This window comes from Umezawaea sp. Da 62-37, from assembly GCF_032460545.1.
In the GTDB taxonomy this organism is placed as follows: Bacteria; Actinomycetota; Actinomycetes; order Mycobacteriales; family Pseudonocardiaceae; genus Umezawaea.
In genome coordinates, this window is sequence record NZ_CP135965.1 from 6915897 (window position 1) to 6941166 (window position 25270).

The window sequence follows — 25270 nt, forward strand, 5'->3', positions numbered from 1 at the left end:
GCGTGAAGAACCCTTGGCAGGGAGAGCGCTCTCCCGGATGTCGACACCGCTGTCGGACCTGCACTCGATGGCGGCGTCGAGTCGTGCTCTCGCCCTGCCTGGAGTCGCCATGCCGTTCGCGTCCCTTGTCCGACCCCTTACCCGTCGCCGAGGCAGAGGACTGACCCTGGTCTTAGCCGTCGTCCTCGCACTGCTGGCCGCCTACCTGGTCACCACGGCGACCAGGGCGCAGGCCGCGAGCACGCTGCTGTCCCAGGGCAAGCCGACCACCGCGTCCTCCGTCGAGAACGGCGGCACGCTCGCCCCGGCCGCGACCGACGGCGACCTGGGCACGCGCTGGTCCAGCGCGGCCGCCGACCCGCAGTGGTTGCAGGTCGACCTCGGCACCACCGCGACCATCGACCGCGTGGTGCTGAACTGGGAAACGGCCTACGGCACCGCTTTCCGCGTCGAGACCTCCGCGAACGCCTCCACCTGGACCCAGGTCTACGCCACCACCACCTCCACCGGCGGCGCGCAGACGCTGACCGTGACCGGCAGCGGTCGGTACGTCCGGCTCACCGGCACCGCCCGTGCCACGGGCTACGGCTACTCCCTCTGGGAGTTCCAGGTCTACGGCTCCACGGGCACCACCCCACCTCCTCCGACGGGCACACCGATCTCGCAGTTCAAGCAGGTCAGCGCCTCCTCGTGGGAAGGCGGCAACGCGCCCGCGGCCGCGTTGGACGGCCGCTCCTCGACCCGCTGGTCCAGCCAGCACGGCGTCGACGCGCAGTGGCTGCGCATCGACCTGGGCAACACCTCCACGATCACCAAGGTCGCATTGGCCTGGGAGTCCGCGTACGCCACCGGCTACCGCGTCGAGGTGTCCAACGACGGCGCCAACTGGACGTCCATCTACTCCACGACCACCGGCACCGGCGGCAACGAGACGCTGAACGTCACCGGCACCGGCCGCTACGTCCGCCTCTACGGCACCGCCCGCGCCACCGGCTACGGGTACTCGCTGTGGGAGTTCCAGGTCTTCGGCACGATCGACGAGTCGGCGACCACCCCGCCCCTGCTGTCCGGTCCCACCAAGGCCCCCGCCGTCACCGGTAGGTTCGCCCTGTCGGCACCGGCCGACAACGCCATGGTCACCAACACCCGACGCCCCGCGTTCTCCTGGGCGGGCTACGGCGGCGCGGTCCGTTACCAGGTGTGGCTCAACATCAGCCGCACCGACTACGACTTCGCGGCCTCCGGCAACCTCATCGACCTCTACACGAAGGTCGCCGAGACCACCGGCACCACCTACACGCCGACCTGGGACATCCCCGACCGCTGGACGTACAAGTGGTACGTCGTCGCGATCGACGGCGCCGGTGCCGCCAACGCCTCGAACATCCGCACGTTCAGCCTCTACCTCCCCACTCTCACGACCGTCAGCGACGGCGTCCGGATCGTCAACGGCAGTCGCGACCTCAACAAGAACGGCACCATCGAGGCCTACGAGGACTGGCGCCAGCCCGTCGAGACGCGGGTCAACGACCTCCTCGGTCGCATGACGATCGAGGAGAAGGCCTACCAGATGTTCTACAACGCCCAGGCCTTCCCGCAGTCGGGCTGGCACTTCGGGCCCGCCGAGGCCCAGGACCTGCACAACACCCTGCTGACCTCGGCCGGAACCCGTCTCGGCATCCCGTTCGTGTCAGCAGGCGACACCATCCACGGCTACAAGACCACCTACCCGACGCAGAGCGGCCTGGCCGCGGCCAAGGACTACCCGCTCGACTACAAGCTCGGCGACATGCAGCGCCGCGAACAGCTCGAGGTCGGCACCCGCGGCGTCCTGGGCCCGCTCGCCGAGGTCGGCACCAAGGTGCTGTACCCCCGCATCCAGGAGGGCAACGGCGAGAGCGCCGAGGTCGCCGCCGCCCAGGTCCGCGCCCTGGTCGCGGGCCTGCAGGGCGGCCCCGAGCTGAACCCGGCCTCGGTCCTCGCGACCGTCAAGCACTGGCCGGGCGAAGGCGCGGGCGGCGAAGCCCTCATCGTCTACGACTCGGTCACCGTGAAGTACCACATGATCCCGTTCCGAGCCGCCATGGAAGCCGGCGCGGTCAACATCATGCCCGGCTACGCGGGCAGTTCCCTCATCGATCCCGGTGGCCCCGGCGCCGGTGACAGCGCCAAGATCCTGGCCTACCTGCGGCAGAACCTCGGCTTCACCGGCCTCATCACCACGGACTGGCTCCCTTCCGGTTCGTGGATCGGCGCCGCCAACGCCGGGTCCGACGTGATGGGCGGCGCCGACCCCGGTGCCGTCGGCTTCAGCATCGGCGCCTTCACCGCCGGAGTGCCCGCCGCCCGCATCGACGACGCGGTACGCCGGGTGCTGAGGCTGAAGTTCAAGCTCGGCGTCTTCGAGAACCCCTACGGCGACCCGGTGAACGGCCCGTACCGCTTCCACACCCCGGCCTACACCGCACTGGCCAACCAAGCCTCCCGCGAGGCCATGACCCTCCTCAAGAACACCAACGGCGTCCTCCCCGTCCGCCTGGCGGCGGGCGACAACATCGTGGTCGCCGGACCACGGGCCGCCGACACCTCCGCGTGCTGCATCTGGACCAGCTTCTTCCACCAGGAGTACGGCTCCCAGACGATGCTCGACGCCATCAGGACCAGAGCGGCCCAGGCGGGCGTGAACGTCTACCAGGACACCGGCCCGACACCGAAGCTGGCTGTCGTGGCCGTGGGCGAGACCTCCTACACCCACGCCACCAGTTGGGTGAAGGAACAGCCCTACCTGCCCGCCGACCAGCTGGCGGTCATCCAGAACTTCCAACGCCAGGGCATCCCCGTCGTCGTGGTCCTGGTGCTGCCGCGCCCCTACGTCATCACCGAGTGGAACGACCTGGCCAGCGCGATCATGGTGACCTACCGGGGTGGTGAGGAGATGGGGCCTGCCGTCGCGGGAATGCTGTTCGGCGACTACACCCCACGCGGGAAGCTCCCCTGGCAGCTGCCGCGCAGCCTGAACGACGTGCTGAAGCCGGGTGGCACGGACATCCCCGCCGACGCGACCGAGAGCTGGGACCTGCCCTACGACCTGGGTGCCACCGCGGCGCAGCGCGCCGAGATCCGGGCCAAGATCGACGCCAACCAAACCGTGCCCAGCACCTACGGGAATCCGCTGTACCCGTTCGGTGCGGGGCTGAGCGGCTGGTGACCACCTCCTGACCCTGCCGAAACCCCTGCCGTGTCTGCTCCTCGTGGTCCGCCACGGGGAGCAGGCGTGTTTCGGGGGCTATCCGGTCCGGAGTGGACGGTCGGGCCGCGGACGTGCCGGGCCACCACCGCCGGACCGCAGCGGCCAGGAAGCGGCCCACCGCGGCCCACACCGCCCTCACGGCGCCACGCCGAGCACCTCGGCGGCGGCCTGCGACAGCGGCCTGCCCACCACGTCCGGATCGCAGCCCGCGCGCGGCAGCCGGGACCGGATCGAGGACGGCGAGCGGCCCATCCGCTGGGCCAGCGACCTGATGATCTCGGGCGCGGACCCCGTCGCGGTCTGGTCCAGCCAGGTCTCGCGCAGCTCCTCGTCGAGCTCCGGCGTCCACGGCTGGTTGGCGTTGGCCGGTTTCACCCCCGCCGAAGTCGGTGGCGCGCCCATCTTGGCCAGCCCGTCCAGGACCCGGCTGAGCATCTTGCCCACCGCCGTGCCGCCGGTGACGGGGAGCCGGAGCATCCCCTCGGCCACGACGGTGCCGTCCGGGTCGGAGCCGAACACCTCCAGGAGCATGTCCTGCTGCGCGGTGGCCTGCACCCGGTAGGTGACGTCGCCGACCTGGACCTGGCTGTCGTACGTGCTTGTCGTCGTCATGGGGGCCACGTTAGGAACGGGCACCGACAATTTTCGGCGGCGAGGTCGTCTACTCCGGACAGAGCACGCAGCGTGACCGGGTGGATTCGACCCCCGTCAGGAATGGTTTTATGTGCTGTGCCAAGGCTTTCGCGAGCATCGGGGGTACCGCGTTGCCGATCTGCTTAGCCACTTGGATCTTGGTTCCACACCACTCGAAAGTGTCATGGAAGGTCTGCAGGCGAGCCGCTTCCAGGTGCGTGATCGGCCGGTCCACGCGGTGGCCGTCGTCGCCCGGTTCCCACTGCGGGTGCAGGTACCGACCCTTCTCCGGCTTGTAGAACTCGGTCCGGATCGTCAGCGACGGCTCGTCCCACCGCATCCGGCCCATCACGTCCGTCGTGCCGGTCTTCTTCTCCTGCCAGCAGCGCGGCATCAGCTCGTAGGGCAGGTCGAACCGGCCGCCGCCCGGTGGGACCGACCGGTAGCGCCGCAGCGACAGCGGGGTCGGGTTGCGGCCGATGTGCAGGTCCTCGCTCTTGAACCGGCCGGGCACCTCGGTGCCGAAGAACCTGACCTTCGACAGCGGCAGCGTCGTCCGCGTCGGGTGCTCCGGCAGTCCCTCGAGCACATCGCGGACCGAGTGCCAGCGCGGCAGTCCGCCCGAGCCCGAGCGCGCGTGCGTCGGCGCGGGAATCGGGATCTCGCCGATGCGGGACCCGATGACGATCGCCCGCTTGCGCCGCTGCGGAACCCCGAAATCTGCGGCGAGCAGCAGCGCGACGGTGAGCGTGTACTCCTCCAGCAGTCCGCCGGGACGCGCCTCGGACTCCAGCAGCGCGAACTCGCCCGAGGCCAGGAAGCGGTCGACGTTCTCGATCACGAACACCTTCGGCGCGGCGTGCCGCACGAACCGGATGTACTCCTGCCACAGCTTGTTGCGCGGGTCGTGCACGTCCTGCGAGCCCAGGGCGGAGAAGCCCTGGCACGGGGGGCCGCCGATGATCAGGTCGGCGGGCGGGATCCCGTCGTTCGGGATCGTGGCGATGTCGGCCCACCTCATGTGGTCCTCGCCGAAGTTCGCCGCGTACGTCGCCGCGGCGTGCAGGTCCCACTCGACGGCCATGACCGGCCGGTACCCCCGCGCCGCCACGAAGCCCGACGTCATCCCGCCGCACCCGGCGAACAGGTCGATCATCGGTATGGGCTGCTCGGTCACCGGATCACCCTAACGGCGGCTCGCGACCGCGTCCTTCACCCGCACCGCGGCGGCCTCCGCGGGCTCGTGCTCCCACACCCGGAGCGACAGCCACCCGGCCTCGGCCAGCACCAGGTCGGTGTTCGCGTCCCGCGTGCGGTTCGCCTCGATCTTCGCCCGCCAGAACTCGCCGTTGCGCTTGGGCCACGTGCCGTGTTCCGGGCAGCCGTGCCAGAAGCAGCCGTCGACGAACACCGCGACCTTCGACGGCCCGAACACCACGTCAGCCTCCCGCCGCACGGCGCGCACCGGCCTGCGGTGCACCCGGTAGCGCAGGCCGAGCCGGTGCAGCTCGCGGCGCAGCGCCACCTCGATCTCCGTGTCGCGCGAGCGCTGCTTGCTCATCCGCGCCCGCACTGCCTCCGTGGTGGCCAGCCGCTCCATCCCGACATCATGTCGCAGGCGTCAGCCGCCGCACCACGGTGTCCAGTTGTCGACCGGACGGCAGCCCGTCCGCCAGCCCCGGCACCGGTTCGAAGTAGAACGGCGGCATCGCCTGGAACAGCAGCTCCTCGGACCGGTGCGCCCCGCCGTCCAGCGTGAACACCACCCGCCCCGCCCACGCGTCGACCCGGAACACCGTCTCGGCCAACGGGTGCACCAGCACCCCCAACCCCCGCTCCCGCAACGCCGCCGCCAGGTACAACGACCGCACGAACACCGCGTACCCGCGCCCCACCCGCCGCCGCATGGCCGCCCGCGCGACCGCCCCCTCGACGCCCCGCCCCACCACCTCCCCGATCAGCTCCGCGGACGGCTCCCACAACATCGCCGAGGCCTGCCCGTCCGCTTCGCAGAACCCCCGGAACTCCGCCCAGCCGGGTAATCGCCCCAACCGCTCCACCGCGTGGTGGAACACGTGCGGCAACGCGAACTCCGGCCGCCAGTCGTCGATCTCCGGCACCGACTGCCCCCGCGCGCCCAGCGCGGCCCCGAGCGAATCCCGCCGGAACACCTCCCCGGCCTCCGCCACGCCGATCGCGTTCACCACCGCGGCGTCGTGCCGCAGCGCGTGTTCGGCGACCCGCGGCCGCCTGCTGTACCACCAGTTGAAGGCGGACCGCGAGGCTTCCGTGACGTTGAACAGCCGCCGCACCTCGGCGGCCGTGGTGACGAGTCCGGTCATGACAGCGAGAGTACGACCGGGCACCGACAGTTCCGGTCACCGCTGGTCAGGGTTCTCCGGATCGTCGAACAGCGACTCCTGGCAGTCCGGGTTGTAGCTGTCCTCGACCCGCTTCGCCCGTTCCGGCTCCTCGTGCGACAGCAGCAGGTCGTGGAGCTGGCGGCCGAACCAGGCCTTGGACTCCTCGAACTCGGGCAGGTAGTGGTGGATGTCGCCCGGTGACGAGCCGTTGCCGTTGTGCTGCGCCACCGGGTGGGGCGCGGGAAGCGCGGGCGGGCCGAACAGCGGGTCGACCTCGGTGTGGTTCGCGGCCGCCGACAGCCGGGCCAGCGTCGTGATCAACCCGGCCGTCTCGGACACCTGCTCGGTGTGCTTGGCGAGCCACCACACGACGGCGCTGCCGGTGTCCTTCAGCACGTCCTCGCCCAGGTAGGCGCGGACGCTCCGCTCGAAACCGCGTTCGTGCTCCCACAGCTCCTCCTGCTTGCGGAGGTCGGCGAGCTTGCGCAGGCGGGCGGCGTCGGCCTCGGGCACGACCAGCGACACGTCATCCGCCCAGACCAGGTACCGCCCCGACCGCTCCACCTCGGCCCGGCCCAGGGTCATGGCGAGGCGGTGGTGCGCGAGCGCGAGGTCGGCGGGGGACTCCTGGCCCACCGCCGCGGCGGCGCGTCCCACGAGGTGCTCGGCGACGAGCGCCCGCGGATCGCCCTGCTCCGCGCCCGCGTGGCCCTCGACCGGCCGCCAGTTCATCGTGCACGCGAACTGGAACTCGTAGTCGGGCTTCGCGCTGGCCAGCGGGACGACCGGGAGCGACGTCCTCGACACCGGGACCTCGACGCGGGGCTGGAAGGCGGGCTCGACCGTCCGCCTGCGCAGTTCCTCCTGGGACCGCCGCTGCTGGATCTGGCGGAACACCAGCAGGCCGACGACCAGCCCGACCGCCAGCGGGATCCAGACCCAGATCGGCCAGTCGAAGGCCAGGCCGACAACCGCGGGCAGCAGCACCGCGATCACGAACAGCATCGGGAAGAGTCGGCGGTCCACGTTCATCGGAGGTTCTCCTCGTTGGTCAGGCCGAACGCCGCGTCGATCGCGCGGTGGAGCCGGTGGGTCATGTCCTCGCGGTGCGCCCGCTCCTCGGCGTCCACCGCCGCGCGCACCCAGTCGCGGGTGACCAGGTGCAGGGTGTTGAAGCCGCCCGGCCGAGCGCGGCAGGCGTCCACCAGGAGGGCGGGCAGCCGGTCGTCGGAGAGCCAGGCGACCGCGGTGCCGGCGAACCGCTGTCGCGGCTCGGTCTCCAGGACGGAGGCCCAGCCGTCGGTCAACGCCGTCCGGACGTCGCTGTCGCCGATCAGCGGACGCGCGCCTCGGTGCGGTTCGAGGAGCCGCGCCGGATCCAGCAGCCGCAGGAAGACGCCGTGGTCCCGCGGGTTGCCCGCGATCCGGGACAGCAGGCTGCGGAAGAACCGGTTGTCGTTGTGCGCCAACAGGACCAGTGCGCCACCAGCGTCCCGTGCCACGGAGTCGTCCTCGTTGCGCGCCAGGTTCTTCAACCGCACCAACGCCTGCTCGGGTCGCGTCGCCATCATCTCCTCCGCGCACACGGAGATCAGCACGCGTGCCAGGGCCGGGCGCAGCTTCCGGTACCGGGACCACTGGTAGACCTGCTGCCGGAACCGCCAGCCCACCCCGCGGTCGGCGAGTCCGCTCACGAGCGCCTGCCGTGCGGCCGCGGGGACGACCCGCTCTTCGGTCCAGAACTCCGCCAGCAGCACCAGGTCCTCGTGGTCGCCGGTGGCCAGGCACAGGTCGGCGAAGTGGCCGACGAGCCGGTCGACCTGCTCCTCCGACAGGCCGCCGAGCCGGACGGCCTCCCCGATCCACCGGCGGAACTCCGGCCGCAGGTCGGGGAAGTTGCGCCAGAAGTGGGTCCGCACGGCCGTGCCGTACGCCAGCTTCCCGAACCCGACCAGGTTCTCGTCGTCGACCGAGGCCCCGACGTCCGCGAGGCGCTCGCCCAAGTCGGCGTTCTCCAACGCGTGCACCTCGGCGGCGGGCAGTTCCAGGACGCGCTGGAGTTCGCGGTCCGCGGCGAACACCACTTCGGCCGACGAGCGCTCGAAGAACCCGGTCGTCACGAGCAGCGCGCGGAACCCGCCGTCCCGGTTGGTCCTGACCTGGGCCGCCACCGCACCGCTGTGCTCGGTGAGCGCGGCGAACGCGGCGTCGAACCAAGCGGTGACGGTCCCGTCGCGGTCGGCCTCCCGAGCGTCGCGGACCAGTGCGGCCAATGCCGTGATCGCCGCCATCGACTCCTGCGCGAGGTACCGGCCCAGGCGTCCGGCGACCAGGTCCGCGCCGGTCGGGAGGATCCCCTCGGCGTCGAGGTGGCGGAGGAACACCTCCCACCCGTCGGGCCTGGTGATGGCGGACAGCCACGGGGACAGCGGCGCCAGCAGGTCGCGCTGGTCGCTGGAGATCGCGACCACCAACCGCGCGCCGGCGCCCTGCACCTTGGCGCACAACGAGTCCAGGTCGTCGCGGAGCCCCACGACCACGTCGTCCGGCGTGTCGGTCAGGCCGAGCAGCAACCGGTCGTCCGGCTCCACCGCGGTGGAGTCCAGCCTCTCGTCCTCCTCCTTCGGGTGGTTCGACAGTTCGCGGTAGCCGGAAGACGCGGAATCCCCACCGCGCAACAGCATCAGGGCCGCGGTGCGGCGACCGGCGCCGGGCGGGCCGTGGACCACGACCAGTCCCGACTCGCGCGACTTCGCCTCCGCCGCGGGGTACCCGTCCGGCGGGACGAACCGCCGGTGGTGCCACTCCAGCAGTTCGGCGTTGAGCACGCGGGGGTCGCGCGGGCGGCGGTACCCCTCCGGGAAGTGGTTGATGTTGATCGGGCCGCGGGCGTCGGTGAAGACGTAGTCGACGCCTCCCGAGATGCGGCCGATGCCGCCCTCGGTGTTCATCGCTTCCCACCGCGCCCGCGGGAGCCGTGGTTGTTGGCGTTGATGGTGCCGGTGGCGTCGGTGAAGACGTTGCCGACACCCCCGCTGATCCTGCCGATGCCACCGGGTCGCGGCTCGGGTCGTCCGGGAGCGGCGGGGGTGGGCGCCAGCCCGTTCCGGAGCAGGTCGCCGGTTAGGTTCGGCACCCGCAGGTAGGCCGTTCTCCGGTACGCCTTCACCTCGACGTCGACGGAGACGTACCGCTCCCGGTCGTCGTCGACGAACCCCGAGGCCACCGCGTCGTCGTACGCGCGCTGCGAGACGATGGCGGCGACCCTGGTGGTCGGGCCCGACCTGGCCAGCAGGTCTCGGACCGGCTGGGAGTCCAGCAGGCGGTGGTTCTCGATGCGGGCGTCCCCGCTGCCGTCGCCCAGCCGCTTCGTCCCGGAATCGGTCATCGGACCGACGTTGACGCTGACCCTCATGCGCAGGGCCTGCGGCTGCGCCAGCACGGGCTGTACCGTGGCGCGGAAGTCCAGTTCGTCCTGAAGCGCGGGCAGGAAGGGGCTCAGGAGGAAGGGCAGGTGCTTGGCCGCGAAGCCGAGCACGTAGCCGTCACCGGTGGTCGTCTCGAACTTGATCTCGTTCCAGAGGTGTCCGAGATCGCAGCGGACGAAGGTCTGCCGGAGGATCTCCGGGATCGCCTCCGTCAGTTCCGCGTGGTGCGCGCCCGGCACCGCGCTGAAGTCCTTGACGTCGACGATGAGCAGCGCGCGGTAGGGCGGCAGGGGCTTGGTTCTGCTGGTCATGGGCTACGAGGGTCGCCGAGACCGGATTCGGCCACTGTCCGGAGTCGGACAGTCAGCCAGTGGTGTGGGTCACACCTGCATGTCGGGCGAGCAGGGGGAGGTCCGTCACCACGAGTCGCGGCCCCGAGCCCAGCGTGCCGTCCCGGCGCCACGCCGCGACCTGGTCCGCGACAGTGCTCCGCGACAGCCCCAGCGCGATCGCCGCCGTGTTCTGGGAGAACGGCAGCCGCATCGGGTCCCGGTGCTCCGGGCCCGCCAGCGCCACGACCTCCAGCAGCAGCCTCGCCAGGCGCTGACCTGCGCTGAAGTGCACCAGCCGCACCTGGTAGGGGACGGATTCGGACAGCTTCGCGACGAGGTGGTCGTTCATCGCGCCACGGGCGTCGTGGGTGTCGAGGAAGCGGTTCACCGCCGCGGTCGGCACCTGGTGCGCCGCGCACTCGTCCAGCGCCACGACGGTCGCGACGCGCGTGGACTCCGACCGGCTGGCCATCTCGCCGATGAGGTCACCTGGACCGCGCAGCGCGATGAGCGCCGCCGCCCCGTCCTCCTGGTTGGCGAGCACCGCGACCCGGCCGCTGGTCAACGCCAGGAGGTGGCCTCCCGGATCACCCTGCCGCACCAGGGGGGACTTCGGGCGGTAGCGGCGCCGGACGCCCAGGCGCAGCAGGTCCTGCCACAGCGGTTCGCCGAGCAGCTCGCGGAATCCTCTTGTCACGCGAAGATGTCTAGCGGATTTCCGGAGCGCGCGGGTCCGGCTGCGCCGAACAGGGCAAGACCGGTGTCAACCCCCGGCGCGCGACGTGGCAGCGTGGGCGCGATGAGCCGCAGGACGCCGACGCGCAAGCCGATCCCCGTGAAGTCCCACCGCGGGGCGCTGCCCCCGTTGACCCCGGCGCAGCGGGCCGTGGTGGACGCCGCGCGCCAGTTGCCGCAGTTCACCGACCCGCTCGACGTCGAGGTCGCCCTGAGCGCCGCGGCGGCGCCCGCGCGCGACGAGGACGTGTGGCCCGGTGTGATCGCGAACGCGGTGGCGGTGCCGAGTCGGCGGAGCCTGGCGCTGTTGCGGGCGGTGGCGGTGCTGGTGCCGGGGTCCGACGCGGCGGTGGAGGCGGACAAGCTCGGTGACCAGCCGGAACCGGTGTGGCGGGGCGCGTTGGACGGGTTGGCGGTGGGGGAGTGCTGGGTGGTCGACCAGCGCGCCGAGGGCCACCAGACGTTGCTGTGCACCTATTCCTACGGTGACGACGTGCACGCCGGGCTGTACCTGGTGGACGAGAACCTGGCCGGAGTGGTGAAGAACGCGTTCATCACCAAGGACGTGGAGACCGCGCGGACGATGCTGGGCGACCACGGCGCGGTCGAGGGGATCGGCGCCGCGGAGGCGCACCGGCGGCTGGCCGAGGCGTACGACAAGGTCGACGGTGGTCCCGGACTGGGGATCGATCCGGACGTGTACGTGGTGAAGCTGATGGTGGAGCGGCGGATCGCGCTGGCTCAGGTCTCGTAGGCGCGCGCCTGGATCTCGTACAGGTCCCGGTAGAGGCCGCCCGAGGCCATGAGGGACTCGTGGGTGCCGCGTCCGGTGATGCGGCCGCCCTCCAGCACGATGATCCGGTCGACGTGCCGGACGTTGGCCAGCCGGTGCGTCACCAGGATCGTCGTCCTGGACCGGCCCGCGTGCCGGAGTCCCGCGAACACGGTCTCCTCGGCCTTGGCGTCCAGGGCGGCGGTGGGTTCGTCGGCGACGAGGATGGCGGCGTCGCGGTAGATGCCGCGGGCGACGCCGATCCGCTGCCACTGCCCGCCCGAGGGCTCGTGGCCGTCCTTGAAGTCCTTGGACAGCACCGTCTTCTCGCCGCGCGGCAACTCCTCCAGCACCGAACGGGCCCCGGACTGGTCCACGGCCTCGGCCCACCCGCGGCCGTGCGGGTCCTGGCGGTCCAGCCTGCCGACGCGGATGTTGTGCCCGGCGGTCATCGGCCAGCGCGCGGGCTGCTGGGAGATGACCGAGATCCGCGAGTGCACGGACTGCGGGTCCGCGGCGGCGATGTCCACGTCGTCCCAGAGCACCCGGCCCTCGTCCGGCGCGTACAGGCCCGTGATGATCTTGCCGAGGGTGGTCTTGCCGGACCCGTTCCTGCCCACCAGCGCGATCACCTCGCCGCGGGTGATCTCCAGGTCGATGTCGGCGAGCGCGGGCCGGTCGGCGTCGGGGTAGGTGAACGTCACGCCCTCCAGTCGGATCACACCGGGGTCGGACGGTGCCGTGACGCCGGTCGACACGTGGTGGCGGGCGTGCGCGGCGAGCAGGAGCCGCCGGTAGAAGTCGATGTAGAACGAGTGCTCGTACAGCTGGTTGACCGCGTACATCGTGGTCGACAGCGCCGTCGCCGCCGTGCGCATCGCGACGAGCGCGGCACCGGCCAGCGCGAGTTCCATCCGGCCGGAGTAGAGCAGGAACCCCAGCACCAGGTAGGCGATCCCGGTGCCGACTCCCGCCAGCGCCCGGCCCGCGAGCCGCACCACCGTCTTGCGCGCCTCCATCCGCACCTCCTCGGCGGTGACGTCGTCGGCGATGCGCCGGTGCTCGGCGATCAGCGGCTCCTGCAGCGTCAGCGCGAACCGCTCGACCGCCATGTCCCGCGCGACCATGAGGTTCTCGATCACGAACAGCCGCAGCTGCCGGGTGACCATGCGCAGGAAGTTCGCGTAACCGAGTTTCGCCACCCGCATCGCCGCCCACCCGTCCGCGACCGCCGCGAGCAGCAGCACGGGCGCTAGCCACGGGTTCAGCACACCGGCCGTGACCATCGCCGCGACCAGCGAGATCAGCGCCGAGACGAGGTCCGCGACCACCCGGTTGGCGACCTCGATCGAGGTCATCGCGTGCCGCCCGCCCTGCCGCACCAGCTCGCGGAAGTCCGGGTCGTCGAACGCCGCCAGGTCCACGCCGATGACGGCGGTGTTGAGCGTGTCCTGAGCCGCGCGCCGCACCCGCGGCGTCAACGCGCCCTGCACGGCCCCCGCCGCGCTGTCCAGCAGCGCCCGCAGCGCGAGCGACCCGACCAGCAGCGCGATCGACGGCAGCGCGGAGACCAGCCGCTGCGGCGTCGGACCCTCCTGGAGCAGCTGGGAGAAGACGCTCGCCGTCGCGAGCAGCCCGAACGCGGTCGCGCACCCGGACAGCACCTGCACCACCCCGGCCAGCGCCGTCAGCCACCGCGACGTGCGCCACGCGAGCCGGATCACCAGCGCGGTCGCCGACGGGACGGCCGACAGCGTGCGCCACGTGCCCGCGGCGGCCACCTGCTCGTCCACGGAAGCCCAACGGGGTGGTTCGAGGTCTTCGACGCCGATCAGGGTCTCGCTGGTTTCGGCCACCCGGTCAGGTTGCCGGGCCGCCTCCGACCGCGGCGCGGTTCACGTTCAGGTTCGCCGAGTTGGCGGCAGTGCGACCGGCCTCCCAGCCCGCTTCGCTGCGGACCGTGACGGATTTGGCCTTCGTCCTGGTGAACAGGGTCTCGAACAGCACGTCGACGGCCTCCTTGCGCTCCGAGAGCACGGGCAGCAACCGGTCGTCGGAGGCGTGCACCTCGGTGGCCGCCTCCAACCGTTCGCCGACGCGGTGCGCGTAGGAGTAGAGGAACGACTTGCGGTAGCCGCGGCTGCGCGCCTCGGCGCCCTTGGACTTCCCCGAACCCGCCGCCACCATGGCCCTGGTGGCCTGCACGAGCAGCGACGTCGACAGCAGCTCGACGATCTCCAGGTCCATCTCGTCACCCACCAGCGCGACGAACCCGATGTTGCTGTAGACCACGGCGCGCGACCGGTTCGCCTTCGCCACCACGTGCACGAGCTGGGCCTTGCCGTCGAAGTAGCTCTTGTCCAGCCACATCCGCCGCGAGGTCGCGGTCTGCGGCACGTGCGCGTCCGCGTCGATCGCCGCCCGCTCGAACGCGTGCCGGTTCATCAGCTCCTGGGCCTTGGCCGACAGCGCCTCGGCCTCCTCGGGGAACTGCGTCGACTCGGCCTTCGCCAGCAGCCCGCGCACCCGGTTGAGCACCTTGGAGCTCACGCCGACGTGGGTGACCTCGATCGCGGTCGAACCGGGGCGCGGCAGGATGTTCTGCAGGCGCGGCAGGAGCAGCAGGCGGGACAGCAGCGCCACGACGACCTCGACGGCGTCCTGCCGGAGTTCGATGTGCTTGCGCGCCCACTCGTCGACGTGCGGCTGGTCGCGGTCCCACCACACCGAGGCGTCGATCTCCACGAGCTGCTCGCGCCAGCGCGGGTGCACCGTCGCGGCGGGGTACTTCTCGATCTCCGACGCGATCGCGTCGACCAGCATCGACACCACGCGCTCGTCCTCGTGGCGCGAGATCACCTGCACGAGGTCGTAGGGCAGCCAGCCCGCGTTCCACAGGTTGTCCAGCTCCCGGTGCAGCACCTCCGTGACCGCCTGGTCCACGAGCGACGACGACACGGCGTCGAGCTTCGGGATCCGGAGGCGCGGGTTCGCCGCCGCTTCCCACAGTGCCTTGCCCACGGTGTCCACGATCGGTGATTCTCCCCTGCGGCTCTGGTGTGGCTCCGGCCGGTGTGCCGTTCGGCGTGCCAGCCTCCGCGGGTGAGTCGTGGGACACAGGGCCGCAAGCAGCCACTTCACCGCCCGATCGTGGTGGTGGGGTCGCTGAGCGGTCCACAGGGGACGGAGCTGGACGACGTCCAGCGCGCCGTCGTCGAGGCGTGCCGGGACCTCCCGCAGACCACCGATCCGCTGGAGGTGGAGCTGACGCTGAGCTCCGCCGTGCCACCGGGCGCGGCCGACGAGAAGTTCTGGGTGGGGCTGATCGACCACGTGGTGTCGCTGCCCAGCCGCCGCAACCACGCGCTGCTCCAGGCGATGGCCGTGCTGCTCACCGGCAGGCCGCGCGAGTGGGCGCTGGTGGTCGCGCCGCCCGTGGTCGACTCGCTGCGCGTCCGTCGTTCGTGGATCTGCGACCGGTCGTTGGACGCGGGTTACCTGGCGCTGCTGTGCACCTACGCGCACGACGACGACGAGCACGCGATGGTGTTCCTGATCGACGAGGTGGCCGGCGGCGTGATCAAGAACGCGTTCGTGACCAGGGACGTCGCCGTCGCCACCGAACGGATGGCCGGGCAGGGCACCCTGGAGCCGATCAGCCCCGAGGCCGCGCACTGGCTGCTGGCCAAGTCCTACAGCAGGCTCGACCGGCGGCCCGCGCTCGTCGTCGACCCCGAGGTGCACCGCACCCGGCTGGTCGCCAACCGCAGGATCGTGCTCGCCTTCGGCTAGACCGGGGTTGAAGTCCACCGGAAACGGGAAAACGGGGTTCGGCAGGCCTCTGGGTACCCTGTGCCCACATTCCCGCATCCGCGCAGCAGGGTTGGTTCCTGTCACGCCGCCTCGCGAAAGGACACGGGTGAACGACTCGAAGCACGCCCAGTCGGTCTTGGACTCCGCCGCGGCGTTCCGCGCACAGGCCGAAGGGGTGCGCGCGGAACCGGACCGGCTCCGCGCCCTCGCCGTCGCCCAGTACGAGGCCGTGCGGGATTCGCTGGTGGCCGACCAGGTCCGGTCGACGCCGGTGGACAAGCTGCGCGACGCGGCGGCCAACCTGCGGCTGGGCAAGCTCAAGGCGGCCGGGTTCCGCACCGTGGCCGACGTCGCGGGCGCCGGGATCGCGCGCCTCGACGCCGTGCCGGGCGTCGGGCACCAGTCCGCCGTGCTGGTGCTGCGGGCGGCGCACGAGCTGATCGAAGCGCTCACGCGCGACACCACCGTCCGGCTCGACCCCGACCGCCCCGAACGCGGCCACACCCAGCTGCTCCAGCTGATGTCCAAGCTCCGCCGGGCGACCCAGCTCGTCGCACCGCTGCACGACCCCATCTCCGACGTGCTCGCCCGCGTCGACGACGACCTGCGCCTCGCGGCCCGCACCTCCAGCCGCGTGCGGATGTTGTTCTCGTTCAAGAAGAACCGGCAGGGCGCGCTCGACGCCCTCGGCAGGCTGGGGGAGCTGCTCGGCAGCCGCGACGTGGTCGCGTTGCGCGCGGTCGACACGCAGTTGCGCGTCCCCGACCTCGACCACCGCTCGCTGTGGCGCGACTACGAACTCGACGCCGCCGCGTACAACACCGTGCTCGCCGACCTCGCGGGCACCGGATCGCTGCCGGATCGCAGTGCCTCCAGGGGATTCGTCCCCGAGGACATCGAGCGCGAGGTCGAGAACACCAAGCTCGACACCAGCCTGCTCAAGGTGTCGCTGCGTGGCTACCAGGAGTTCGGCGCCCGGTTCGCGCTCGCCCGCAAGCGGGTGATCCTCGGCGACGAGATGGGGCTGGGCAAGACGATCGAGGCCATCGCCGTCATGGCCAGCCTCGCCGCCGAGGGGCGCCGCGGGTTCCTGGTGATCTGCCCGGCCAGCGTCGTCGTCAACTGGGTCAACGAGATCGCCCGGCACAGCGGGCTCGTCCCGCACCGCCTGCACGGCGCCGGACGCGACGCGGCGGTCGGCGAGTGGCAGAAGCAGGGAGGCGTCGGCGTGACCACGTTCGGCACGCTGCCGAAGCTCGCACTGCCCCGCAGGCTCCGCCCGGCGCTCGTCGTCGTGGACGAGGCGCACTTCGTGAAGAACCCGGACACCCAGCGGTCCAAGGCGGTCAACACCGTCGTGCAGCGCGCCGAACGCGCCCTCCTGCTCACCGGGACGCCCATGGAGAACCGCGTCGAGGAGTTCAGGACGCTGGTGTCCTACCTCCAGCCGAACATCGCCGCGCGCTCCAGCGGCAACGACGCGATGGTCGGGGCCAAGGCGTTCCGCCGCGTCGTCGCGCCGGTGTACCTGCGGCGCAACCAGGAGGACGTGCTCGGCGAACTGCCCGAGCTGCTGGAGGTCGAGGACTGGGTCGAGTTCGGCTCCCAGGACCGCCAGGCCTACCTGGAGGCCGTTCGCGCCGGGAACCTCATGGCCATGCGCCGCGCGGCCTACGAGCCCGGCACGCCGGAGGGTTCGGCGAAGCTGGAGCGGCTGCTGGAGATCATCGAGGAGTCCCGCGACAACGGCTGGAAGGTCGTCGTCTTCTCCTACTTCCTCGACGTGCTCGCCTCCGTCGCCGAACACGTCGGCGCCGACGCCTTCGGCCCCCTCACCGGCAGCACCTCCGCCGAGGGCAGGCAGACCCTCGTCGACGACTTCACCGCCCGCGAAGGCCACGCCGTCCTCGTCAGCCAGATCGAAGCGGGCGGCGTCGGCCTCAACGTGCAGGCCGCCTCCGTCGTGATCATCGCTGAACCGCAGTGGAAACCCAGCACGGAGGACCAGGCCATCGCCCGCTGCCACCGGATGGGGCAGACGCGCAAGGTGCACGTGCACAGGTTGCTGGTCAAGGACAGCGTGGACGCGCAGGTGCAGGAGATCCGGGACCACAAGACGCTGCTGTTCGACCAGTACGCGCGGGAGAGCGACACCAAGCACGCGCACAAGGGGGCGTTGGACACGGCGGTGTCGGTGGAGAAGCAGGTCGTGCAGGCGGAGCAGAAGCGGTTGGGGTTGTAGCGAGTCAGCGACTTGGTTCGCTGGGGCGTTGTGCGCGCGCTCCACCGGACGACGGAGGCGCCTGGTCCGGTATTCCTCCGACCTCGTCGGTCAGGCACACGAGCCAGGTCCACTCCACCCTGTCGCCGCTCCACTGACCTTGCCCGGCCCACATCCCGGTGCACCCCGCACCTTCCGCGCCCGTCCAGGGCAGCAGCAGGAGTTCGCGATCATCCAGGAGTGCTTGGTGGACTGAGAGGAACGCGTGCGCGTTGCGGTGCTCCGGGGAAGGCTTCTCGCCGGACAGGAGTGTTCGGCCCAAGGTGGTGATGCCGGGAATCGGGTGGTGGGGATCCGGTGCGACACGGAACGGGTAGATCGTCACCTTCGGGAGCTTGAGGAGAAGCGGATCGGAGCTGGGGTCGATCCGCAGATCCTCCGTCCGATCCCACAACGACGTCGCCGTGTGCACGAGGAACTGGTAGCGGTCGGTGACGAAGCTCGTGTCGTTGCGCCAGTCGCCGTGTTCCTCGTCCTGGCGCGAAGCCTGCAGTTCGTGAGCCGCGTCGTGACTGTGCTGCAGCCAGCTGAACAGGGACTCCTGCACGTACTTGATCTTCCAGGGATCGAGCATCCCAGCGAGGGTTCGAAGGTCGTCCGGGTTGTTCTCAGCCATGGCGGGCCCCCACTGCGCATGTCACGAGGACGAAGTCCTCACCTGAGCGTAACGATGTGATGGGAGAACTGATCTCGACCGGAAGTGTGACAAGTTCGCCATTCGGCGTATCGGATCGTTCGCGTCAGCACGGGCCGAGAGCCCGGATCACGGGTGGTGGAGGGGAACGCGTGGAGTGGTCGGGAGTGCCGATCGGCATCGACGCGGAGCGCTGGGTGACCCGTGCGGGCTGCCGGTCGGTGCTGGCCGTCGTGCACACGGTGACCAGCGGTCAACGGCTGTTGGAGGTCGTCGAGCTGATCGAGCGGGACCGGCGCGTTCAGGTCGTCTTCACCCAGGCACCGGACGTGTTCGGCAACGGGGTGTCGGACTTCCTCCGGTCGACGGAGGGCGTCGTGCTGCCGTGGGAGCAGGCGATCCGCGAACGCTTCGACCTGGCGCTGGCCGCTTCCTACGGCGGACTCCACCAGTTGCACGCCCCGCTGGTCGTCCTGCCGCACGGTGCCGGGTACGGCAAGTCCCACGCCGCCGACGGCACGCGGGTGGTGTACGGGCTGGACGCGCAACGCTTGACCCACAACGGGAAGGTGCTTGCGAGCGCGCTCGTCCTGTCCCACGAAGACCAGCTGGACGTGCTCAGAGGGCAATGTCCGGCGGCGGTCGACCGCGCTGTCGTCGCGGGCGACCCCTGCTACGACCGGATGATCGCGAGCCTGCCGCACCGGCAGGCCTACCGAACCGCCTTCGGCGTCGAACCGGACGCCCGGCTCCTGGTCGTCAGCTCGACCTGGGGCGGCGACTCGCTGTTCGCGACGCACCCCGACCTCCTGCTCGACCTGGTGGCGGAGTTGGTCCCGCTCGGCTGGACCACCGCGGCGCTCCTGCACCCGGCGATCTGGTCCGGACACGGCAAGCGCCAGGTCAAGGCCTGGCTCGCCGACTGCCGCACCGCGGGCCTCGTCCTCGTCGATCCGGCCGCCGACTGGCGGGCCGCTGTCGTCGCCGCGGACCAGGTGATCGCCGACCACGGCTCGGTGGGCGTCTACGCCGCCGCGATCGGCCGACCACTCCTGCTGACCGAACCACCGCCCGACGCGCCCACCACCGGTTCCGCCCACGACCTCGTGCGGGCCAAGGCGCCCCGACTGGTCACCGGTGTGCCGTTCGAGGAGCAGTTCCACGCTGACACGCGGTGGACGTCGGACGTCGCCGCTGCCCTCACATCTCGTCAGGGGATGTTCTCGGCCGAACTCCGCCGCGCGGTGTACCGCTTGCTGAAGATCCCCGAACCAGGCTCACCCCCGCCCGTCGAACCCGTTCCGGTACCGGTGCGGGACGGATGGTGACAATGGCCCGAATTCGACCTGGGGCAGAAGTGGCGGAACCCGACGAGTCGACCCGCGAAGTGTGATCCACGCCCTGTGCGAAATGGGCGGTCGCCCGTTGTCCGTTGGCCGAGAACGTCTTGAGGTCCTGCGTCATCGCAGGTGAGAGGCCCTGCCAAGGGAATGAGTGTACAAACAAAACGGTGGAGATGCACCTGAATGCATCTCCACCGTTTTGCCTTATGTGCGCCGCCAGGGACTCGAACCCCGGACCCGCTGATTAAGAGTCAGCTGCTCTAACCAACTGAGCTAGCGGCGCTGGCACTTCATCTTCTTGCTTGTCTGGACCGCCTTGCTCCGTCCGACGAGAAGAACATTAGCACAGCGGTTCGCGCACTTCCCAATCGGCTGGTCAGGGACGGTTTGGAGGGGTTGCGGGGGAGAACTTCGCGTTGGTAACGATCCGGCATCCGCAGCAACTCCGGGGCAGACCGAGGCGTCTTCTTGTACTGGGACGGCAGCGGTAGTACCTGCTTGAGCTGCGTCTCGTTGTACGGGGACCAGATCGATGGACGGGGCGCGATGGGGATCACTGGTAGGCGTGGGGCGCTGGGGCTGGTCGCTGTCGGTGTGGTTGCGATGTTGATCACAGGGTGCTCGTCGGGGCCCGAGGTGCCGGTGCAGGCGAACGGCTCGTCGACCAGTGCGGCTCCTCCGCCTCCGCCGGTGACGCTCACGCTGCCGACCGCCGAAGGGGCCACGGGGGTGGCGCCGGGGTTGCCGGTGATCGCGACGGCTGCTGACGGGAAGTTGACGGAGGTGGCCCTGACGGCCGCCGACGGGGTCGTCATCGCCGGTCAGATCAGTGCCGACGGCCTCCAGTGGGCGAACAGCGTGCCGCTCGCCTACGACAAGGGCTACTCGCTGTCGGTGACGGGGCAGGGGACCGACGGCAAGCCGGTGACGAAGGTGTCGTCGTTCACGACGGTGAAGCCGCGGACGTTGACCTACATGGAGTCGAACCCGCAGGACGGCACGACGGTGGGGGTCGGGCAGCCGTTGGCGTTCTACTTCGACGAGCCGATCGTGGACAAGCTGTCGGCCGAGGCGGCGATCCAGATCACGACGGAGCCCGAGGTCGAGGGCGCGTTCCACTGGTTCAACGACAAGGAAGTGCACTGGCGGCCGCAGGCCTTCTGGGCGGCGGGCACGAAGGTCACCGTCAACGCGAAGATCTACGGCAAGAACATGGGCAACGGCGTGTTCGGCCAGGAGGACCGGACCATCACGACGACCATCGGCGACTCCGTCGTGCACGAGGCCGACGGCGGGACGCACCAGGTCGTGACGAAGGTCAACGGGCAGGTCGTGCGGACGGTGCCGACGTCGATGGGCAACGCCGCGAACACCACGCCGGTCGGCACGTACGTGCTCACCGAGAAGCGCGACCACATGATCATGGACTCGACGACCTACGGCTTGGCGCTGGACGCGGGCGGCTACAAGACGCCGGTCGACTGGGCGACGCGCATGTCCAACAGCGGCATCTTCGTCCACTCGGCACCGTGGTCGGTCGGCGACCAGGGCGTCCGCAACGTCAGCCACGGCTGCCTGAACATGTCCCCCGAAGACGCCAAGTGGTTCTTCGACAACGCGAAGCCGGGCGACGTCGTGATCGTCACGAACTCCGGCGGCCCGCCGCTCGAGTCGTGGGACGGCTTCGGCGACTGGCAGGTCTCCTGGCCCGACTGGGTCGCCGGGAACCGCTGAGACCCCACCCCATCCGCGCGGTGGTCGCCCGACCGGCGGCCACCGCGCGTGGCATGTCCACAGCGGACGCACACACCTACACGTCGCGCACTTGCCCGTCCTCGACGACCAGGCGCCGGGTGGTCTGCACGGCGTCGAGCATCCGCCGGTCGTGCGTGACCAGCAGCAGCGTGCCGGTGTAGCTCTCCAGGGCGGATTCCAGCTGCTCGATCGCGGGCAGGTCGAGGTGGTTCGTCGGCTCGTCGAGCACGAGCAGGTTCACGCCGCGGACCTGGAGCAGCGCGAGCGCGGCGCGGGTGCGCTCGCCGGGTGACAGCGAGGCGGCCGTGCGGAGCACGTGGGCGGCCTTGAGCCCGAACTTGGCCAGCAGGGTGCGCACGTCCGCGGGCGCCAGTTCCGGCACCTCCAGCTCGAACGCCTCCGACAGCGGCCGCTCGCCGAGGAACAGGCCGCGCGCCTGGTCGATCTCGCCCACGACCACACCGGACCCGAGCGTCGCGTGCCCCTCGTCCAGCGGGACGCGGCCCAGCAGCGCGCCGAGCAGCGTCGACTTGCCCGCGCCGTTCGCGCCGGTGATCGCGACCCGGTCCGCCCAGTCGACCTGCGTCGTCACCGGGCCGAGCGTGAACGAGCCGCGTTTGACCACGGCGCCCCGCAGCGCTGCGACGATGGCGCCCGCCCGCGGTGCCGGGGCGATCTCCATCCGCAGCTCCCACTCCTTGCGGGGCTCCTCGACGACGTCCAGGCGCTCGATCATCCGGTCCGTCTGCCGGGCCTTCGACGCCTGCTTCTCGGTCGCCTCGGTGCGGGACGCGCGGCCCTTCTTGTCGTTGTCGGTCTGCTTGCGCCGGGCGTTCTTCACGCCCTTCTCCATCCACGCGCGCTGCATCCGGCCGCGGGCTTCGAGCGACGCTTTCGTGTCCGCGAACTCCTCGAACTCCTCGCGGGCGTGCCTGCGGGCGACCTCGCGCTCCTCCAGGTACGCCGCGTAGCCGCCGCCGTAGGTGCGGACCTGCTGCTGCGCGAGGTCCAGTTCGACGACGCGGGTCACGGTGCGGGCGAGGAACTCGCGGTCGTGGCTGACCACGACGGTGCCCGCGCGCAGGTCGCCGACGAAGCGCTCCAGCCGTTCCAGGCCGTCGAGGTCGAGGTCGTTGGTCGGCTCGTCGAGCAGGAAGATGTCGTACCGGCTCAGCAGCAGCGACGCCATGCCCGCGCGTGCCGCCTGGCCGCCGGACAGGGCCGTCATCGGCTGGTCGAGGCTGACGGTGAGGCCGAGGTCGGCGACGATCTCGACCGACCGCTCCTCCAGGTCCGCGCCGCCGAGCGCGAGCCAGTGCTCCAGCGCGTCGCCGTACTCGTCGTCGGAGCCGGACGTGCCCATGCTCAACGCCTCGGTCGCCGCGTCGAGGACCCGCTGGGCGAAGTCGACGCCGGTGCGGCGGGCCAGGAACTCGCGCAGGGTCTCGCCGGGGCGCCGTTCCGGCTCCTGCGGAAGGTGGCCGACAGACGCGGTCGGCGGGCTGAGCCGCACGGTGCCCTGCTCGGCAGGGATCAGCCCCGCCAGCGTCTTGAGCAGTGTCGACTTGCCCGCGCCATTCACGCCGACGAGTCCGATCACGTCACCCGGTGCGACGACCAGTTGGAGATCGGAGAACAGCACCCGGTCGCCGTGGCCGGCGGCGAGGTCCTTGGCGACGAGGGTGGCGTTCATGCGGGGGCTCCAGACGTGAAAACGCCCCCTGACCTGGTGGGTCAGGGGGCGTTCGCTTGGGGTGAGTGACGGGACTTGAACCCGCGACACCTGGGATCACAACCCAGTGCTCTGCCAGCTGAGCTACACCCACCAAGACCGTTTGACCGGCGGTGAGAAGCATAGCGTGTCGACCGGCAAGGGCTGAAATCGGGTGGTCAGCCGATCCCGTCGGCCTTGAGCAGCTCCGCCGCCACGGCCTGGGCCTGCTCCGAGTTCGGGCCGGGAGGCGCGACGAACGCGGTGCGCCGGTAGTACGCCAGCTCGCGGATGGACTCGCGGATGTCGGCGAGCGCCCGGTGCGAGAGGCCCTTCTCCGGCTGCGCGTAGTAGATGCGCGGGTACCAGCGCCTGCACAGCTCCTTGATCGACGACACGTCGATCATCCGGTAGTGCAGGTGGTCGTCGAGCGCGGGCATGTCGCGGGCGATGAAGCCGCGGTCCGTCGCGATCGAGTTGCCCGCGAGCGGGGCGGTGCGCGGGTCGGGCACCCATTCCTTGATGTACGCGAGGACGAGCGCCTCGGCCTCCTCGATGGTCACCGCGGAGCGGCGGACCTCCTCGGTCAGGCCGGACTTCGCGTGCATCTCCACGACCACTTCGGGCATCCCGGCGAGCGACTGCTCGTCCGCGTGGATCACCACGTCGACGCCGTCGCCGAGCACGTTCAGGTCCGCGTCGGTGACCAGCGCGGCGATCTCGATCAAGGCGTCCTTGCCGAGTTCGAGGCCGGTCATCTCACAGTCGATCCACACCAGACGATCCATCACCCGCGAGAGCCTAGCCGTTCACGACTTCCGCGCAGCCCGGCGCTTCGGACGACGCGGCCGTCCACCGGTCAGCGGTGCGCGTTCTCGGGCGCGGGATCGACCGCGGGGGCCGGGAACGCGGGTGACCGCCTGACGCGCAGCGACAGCACGGCCGCCCCGATGCTGAGTCCACCCGCGACGTAGAACGTCAACGCGTAGTCGCCGAAGTGGTCGCGCGCCAGCCCCGCCGCCGTGGCCGCGATGGCCGCGCCGATCTGGTGCGAGGCGAACACCCAGCCGAACACGACGGGGCCGGACTCGCCGAAGATCTCCCGGCACAGCGCGACGGTCGGCGGCACGGTGGCGACCCAGTCCAGGCCGTAGAAGATGATGAACACCAGCATGCTCGGGTGCACGGAACTGGCGAACAGCTGCGTCAGCAGCAGGAGCGAGACGCCGCGCAGCAGGTAGTAGGCCGCCAGCAGGACGCGCGAGTCGACCTTGTCGGTCAGCCAGCCGGAGAAGATCGTGCCGATGATGTCGAACAGGCCGACCAGCGCGAGCAGCCCGGCGGCCGTGGTGGTCGGCATGCCGTGGTCGTGCGCGGCCGGGATGAAGTGCGTCCCGACGAGCCCGTTCGTGGTCATCCCGCAGATCGCGAACCCGCCCGCCAGGTACCAGAACGACCTCGTGCGCGCGGCCGTGCGGAGGGTGCCGATCGCGGTGCGCGCCGCGCTGCCCGCCTGCCGCGGGGGAGCGGGCACGATCTCGGTGCCGCCGTAGAGCGGCAGCCCGAGGTCGGCCGGGTGCTCCTTGAGCAGGAAGTACGCCAGCGGCACGACCAGGAGCGCCGCGCCCGCGATCACCAGCGACGAGTAGCGCCAGCCCGACGACTCGGCGAGGCCCGCGATGACCGGCAGGAACACCAGCTGACCGGTCGCGCCGCCCGCCGTGAGCACGCCCGTCACCAGGCCGCGGTGCTTGACGAACCAGCGGCCGGTGATGGTCGCGACGAACGCGAGCGCCATCGACCCGGTGCCCAGGCCGACCAGGACGCCCCACAGCAGGACGAGCTGCCAGCCGGCCGTCATGAACACGGTCAGCCCGCTGCCCGCCGAGACCAGCAGCAGCGCCAGGCTGACCACCCGGCGGACGCCGAAGCGCGCCATGAGGGCGGCCGCGAACGGGGCGGTGAGGCCGTAGAGCAGCAGGTTGACCGAGACGGCGAACGAGATCGTGGCGCGGGACCAGCCGAACTCCTGTTGCAGCGGCTCGATCAGCGCGCCCGGCGCCGAGCGGAACCCGGCCGCGCCGATGAGCGCGATGAACGACACGGCGGCTACTACCCAGGCCCAGTGGAGTGTGCGGACCTTCCGGCCCTCGATCTGCGTCACCAGCAGAGCATCCGTCGGCGGGCGGTCCGCTGCCAGTGGCCGGAAGGCCATCATGT

The 25270-nt window shown here is 70.9% G+C and carries 20 protein-coding genes and 2 tRNA genes; 6 read left to right on the plus strand and 16 right to left on the minus strand.

Annotated elements, in window-relative coordinates:
- The first annotated feature begins 37 nt into the window (after positions 1-37).
- Positions 38-3208 carry a discoidin domain-containing protein gene (locus RM788_RS31950; RefSeq protein ID WP_315922003.1) on the plus strand — a complete coding sequence of 1057 codons (3171 nt, stop codon included), beginning with the start codon at positions 38-40 and terminating at the stop codon, positions 3206-3208.
- A 177-nt stretch (positions 3209-3385) separates the two neighbouring features.
- On the opposite strand, the gene RM788_RS31955 is transcribed toward RM788_RS31950, so the two are convergent.
- From RM788_RS31955 to RM788_RS31990, 8 genes are read right to left on the minus strand one after another with little or no spacing between them, the layout of a single operon-like run.
- The gene (locus tag RM788_RS31955; protein WP_315922005.1) at positions 3386-3862 is read right to left on the minus strand and encodes a hypothetical protein; all 477 of its coding nucleotides are present in this window, start codon (positions 3860-3862) and stop codon (positions 3386-3388) included.
- A gap of 49 nt (positions 3863-3911) precedes the next feature.
- A complete protein-coding gene (locus RM788_RS31960) occupies positions 3912-5060 on the minus strand; it encodes a DNA cytosine methyltransferase (protein ID WP_315922007.1) in 1149 nt (382 codons plus the stop codon).
- A 9-nt stretch (positions 5061-5069) separates the two neighbouring features.
- On the minus strand, positions 5070-5483 hold the full coding sequence (locus RM788_RS31965; RefSeq protein WP_315922009.1) for a very short patch repair endonuclease: 414 nt from the start codon (positions 5481-5483) through the stop codon (positions 5070-5072).
- A 7-nt stretch (positions 5484-5490) separates the two neighbouring features.
- Positions 5491-6225 (minus strand): hypothetical protein, encoded by a 735-nt coding sequence (locus tag RM788_RS31970; RefSeq protein WP_315922011.1) that lies wholly within the window; start codon positions 6223-6225, stop codon positions 5491-5493.
- 36 nt (positions 6226-6261) lie between these two features.
- The gene (locus RM788_RS31975) at positions 6262-7278 is read right to left on the minus strand and encodes a hypothetical protein (RefSeq protein ID WP_315922013.1); all 1017 of its coding nucleotides are present in this window, start codon (positions 7276-7278) and stop codon (positions 6262-6264) included.
- On the minus strand, positions 7275-9197 hold the full coding sequence (locus RM788_RS31980; protein ID WP_315922015.1) for a hypothetical protein: 1923 nt from the start codon (positions 9195-9197) through the stop codon (positions 7275-7277). Before RM788_RS31980 ends, RM788_RS31975 begins: the two co-directional genes overlap by 4 nt.
- Positions 9194-9985 (minus strand): hypothetical protein, encoded by a 792-nt coding sequence (locus tag RM788_RS31985; RefSeq protein WP_315922017.1) that lies wholly within the window; start codon positions 9983-9985, stop codon positions 9194-9196. Before RM788_RS31985 ends, RM788_RS31980 begins: the two co-directional genes overlap by 4 nt.
- A 52-nt stretch (positions 9986-10037) precedes the next feature.
- On the minus strand, positions 10038-10703 hold the full coding sequence (locus RM788_RS31990; protein WP_315922019.1) for a Crp/Fnr family transcriptional regulator: 666 nt from the start codon (positions 10701-10703) through the stop codon (positions 10038-10040).
- Positions 10704-10805: 102 nt separating this feature from the next.
- Here RM788_RS31990 and RM788_RS31995 point away from each other — a divergent pair, with 102 nt between their 5' ends.
- A complete protein-coding gene (locus RM788_RS31995; RefSeq protein ID WP_315922021.1) occupies positions 10806-11495 on the plus strand; it encodes a hypothetical protein in 690 nt (229 codons plus the stop codon).
- Here the strand turns inward: RM788_RS31995 and RM788_RS32000 are convergent.
- Complete coding sequence (locus tag RM788_RS32000) at positions 11483-13369, minus strand: ABC transporter ATP-binding protein (RefSeq protein ID WP_315922023.1); 1887 nt, start codon at positions 13367-13369, stop codon at positions 11483-11485. The two genes, RM788_RS31995 and RM788_RS32000, sit on opposite strands and share 13 nt — an antisense overlap.
- Positions 13370-13373: 4 nt before the next feature.
- A complete protein-coding gene (locus RM788_RS32005; RefSeq protein WP_315922025.1) occupies positions 13374-14534 on the minus strand; it encodes a DUF2786 domain-containing protein in 1161 nt (386 codons plus the stop codon).
- Positions 14535-14615: 81 nt separating this feature from the next.
- Between RM788_RS32005 and RM788_RS32010 the strand changes: the two genes are divergently transcribed.
- The gene (locus RM788_RS32010; protein ID WP_315922027.1) at positions 14616-15305 is read left to right on the plus strand and encodes a hypothetical protein; all 690 of its coding nucleotides are present in this window, start codon (positions 14616-14618) and stop codon (positions 15303-15305) included.
- A 127-nt stretch (positions 15306-15432) separates the two neighbouring features.
- Positions 15433-17568, plus strand: a complete 2136-nt coding sequence (locus RM788_RS32015; RefSeq protein ID WP_315922029.1) for a DEAD/DEAH box helicase — start codon at positions 15433-15435, stop codon at positions 17566-17568.
- A 4-nt stretch (positions 17569-17572) separates the two neighbouring features.
- Here the strand turns inward: RM788_RS32015 and RM788_RS32020 are convergent, their stop codons facing one another.
- Positions 17573-18181 (minus strand): hypothetical protein, encoded by a 609-nt coding sequence (locus tag RM788_RS32020; protein ID WP_315922031.1) that lies wholly within the window; start codon positions 18179-18181, stop codon positions 17573-17575.
- Between the two features lie 227 nt (positions 18182-18408).
- On the opposite strand from RM788_RS32020, the gene RM788_RS32025 reads away from it, so the two are divergent.
- The gene (locus RM788_RS32025) at positions 18409-19569 is read left to right on the plus strand and encodes a hypothetical protein (RefSeq protein WP_315922033.1); all 1161 of its coding nucleotides are present in this window, start codon (positions 18409-18411) and stop codon (positions 19567-19569) included.
- 224 nt (positions 19570-19793) lie between these two features.
- Here RM788_RS32025 and RM788_RS32030 read toward each other — a convergent pair.
- Positions 19794-19867, minus strand: a tRNA-Lys gene (locus tag RM788_RS32030).
- A gap of 320 nt (positions 19868-20187) precedes the next feature.
- On the opposite strand from RM788_RS32030, the gene RM788_RS32035 reads away from it, so the two are divergent.
- Positions 20188-21318: a L,D-transpeptidase gene (locus tag RM788_RS32035; protein WP_315922035.1), complete on the plus strand. Its 1131-nt coding sequence runs from the start codon at positions 20188-20190 to the stop codon at positions 21316-21318.
- 76 nt (positions 21319-21394) lie between these two features.
- On the opposite strand, the gene RM788_RS32040 is transcribed toward RM788_RS32035, so the two are convergent.
- The 4 genes from RM788_RS32040 to RM788_RS32055 form a co-directional block, all read right to left on the minus strand.
- On the minus strand, positions 21395-23032 hold the full coding sequence (locus tag RM788_RS32040; RefSeq protein ID WP_315922037.1) for an ABC-F family ATP-binding cassette domain-containing protein: 1638 nt from the start codon (positions 23030-23032) through the stop codon (positions 21395-21397).
- Positions 23033-23089: 57 nt separating this feature from the next.
- A tRNA-His gene (locus tag RM788_RS32045) sits at positions 23090-23165 on the minus strand.
- 64 nt (positions 23166-23229) lie between these two features.
- Positions 23230-23841, minus strand: coding sequence for an oligoribonuclease (gene orn, locus RM788_RS32050; RefSeq protein ID WP_315922039.1), 612 nt, complete (start codon positions 23839-23841; stop codon positions 23230-23232).
- 68 nt (positions 23842-23909) lie between these two features.
- Positions 23910-25265 (minus strand): MFS transporter, encoded by a 1356-nt coding sequence (locus RM788_RS32055; protein WP_399345153.1) that lies wholly within the window; start codon positions 25263-25265, stop codon positions 23910-23912.
- Between the last annotated feature and the right edge of the window lie 5 nt (positions 25266-25270).

Bases quoted from the DNA above. Each gene is read 5' to 3' on its own strand.
- RM788_RS31985 (WP_315922017.1), bottom strand. From the start codon at position 9,985: ATGACCAGCAGAACCAAGCCCCTGCCGCCCTACCGCGCGCTGCTCATC.
- RM788_RS31950 (WP_315922003.1), top strand. From the start codon at position 38: ATGTCGACACCGCTGTCGGACCTGCACTCGATGGCGGCGTCGAGTCGT.
- RM788_RS31995 (WP_315922021.1), top strand. From the start codon at position 10,806: ATGAGCCGCAGGACGCCGACGCGCAAGCCGATCCCCGTGAAGTCCCAC.
- RM788_RS32040 (WP_315922037.1), bottom strand. From the start codon at position 23,032: ATGAACGCCACCCTCGTCGCCAAGGACCTCGCCGCCGGCCACGGCGAC.
- RM788_RS31965 (WP_315922009.1), bottom strand. From the start codon at position 5,483: ATGGAGCGGCTGGCCACCACGGAGGCAGTGCGGGCGCGGATGAGCAAG.
- RM788_RS32055 (WP_399345153.1), bottom strand. From the start codon at position 25,265: ATGGCCTTCCGGCCACTGGCAGCGGACCGCCCGCCGACGGATGCTCTG.
- RM788_RS32020 (WP_315922031.1), bottom strand. From the start codon at position 18,181: ATGCTCGATCCCTGGAAGATCAAGTACGTGCAGGAGTCCCTGTTCAGC.
- RM788_RS31975 (WP_315922013.1), bottom strand. From the start codon at position 7,278: ATGAACGTGGACCGCCGACTCTTCCCGATGCTGTTCGTGATCGCGGTG.
- RM788_RS32035 (WP_315922035.1), top strand. From the start codon at position 20,188: ATGTTGATCACAGGGTGCTCGTCGGGGCCCGAGGTGCCGGTGCAGGCG.
- RM788_RS31970 (WP_315922011.1), bottom strand. From the start codon at position 6,225: ATGACCGGACTCGTCACCACGGCCGCCGAGGTGCGGCGGCTGTTCAAC.
- RM788_RS31980 (WP_315922015.1), bottom strand. From the start codon at position 9,197: ATGAACACCGAGGGCGGCATCGGCCGCATCTCGGGAGGCGTCGACTAC.
- RM788_RS31955 (WP_315922005.1), bottom strand. From the start codon at position 3,862: ATGACGACGACAAGCACGTACGACAGCCAGGTCCAGGTCGGCGACGTC.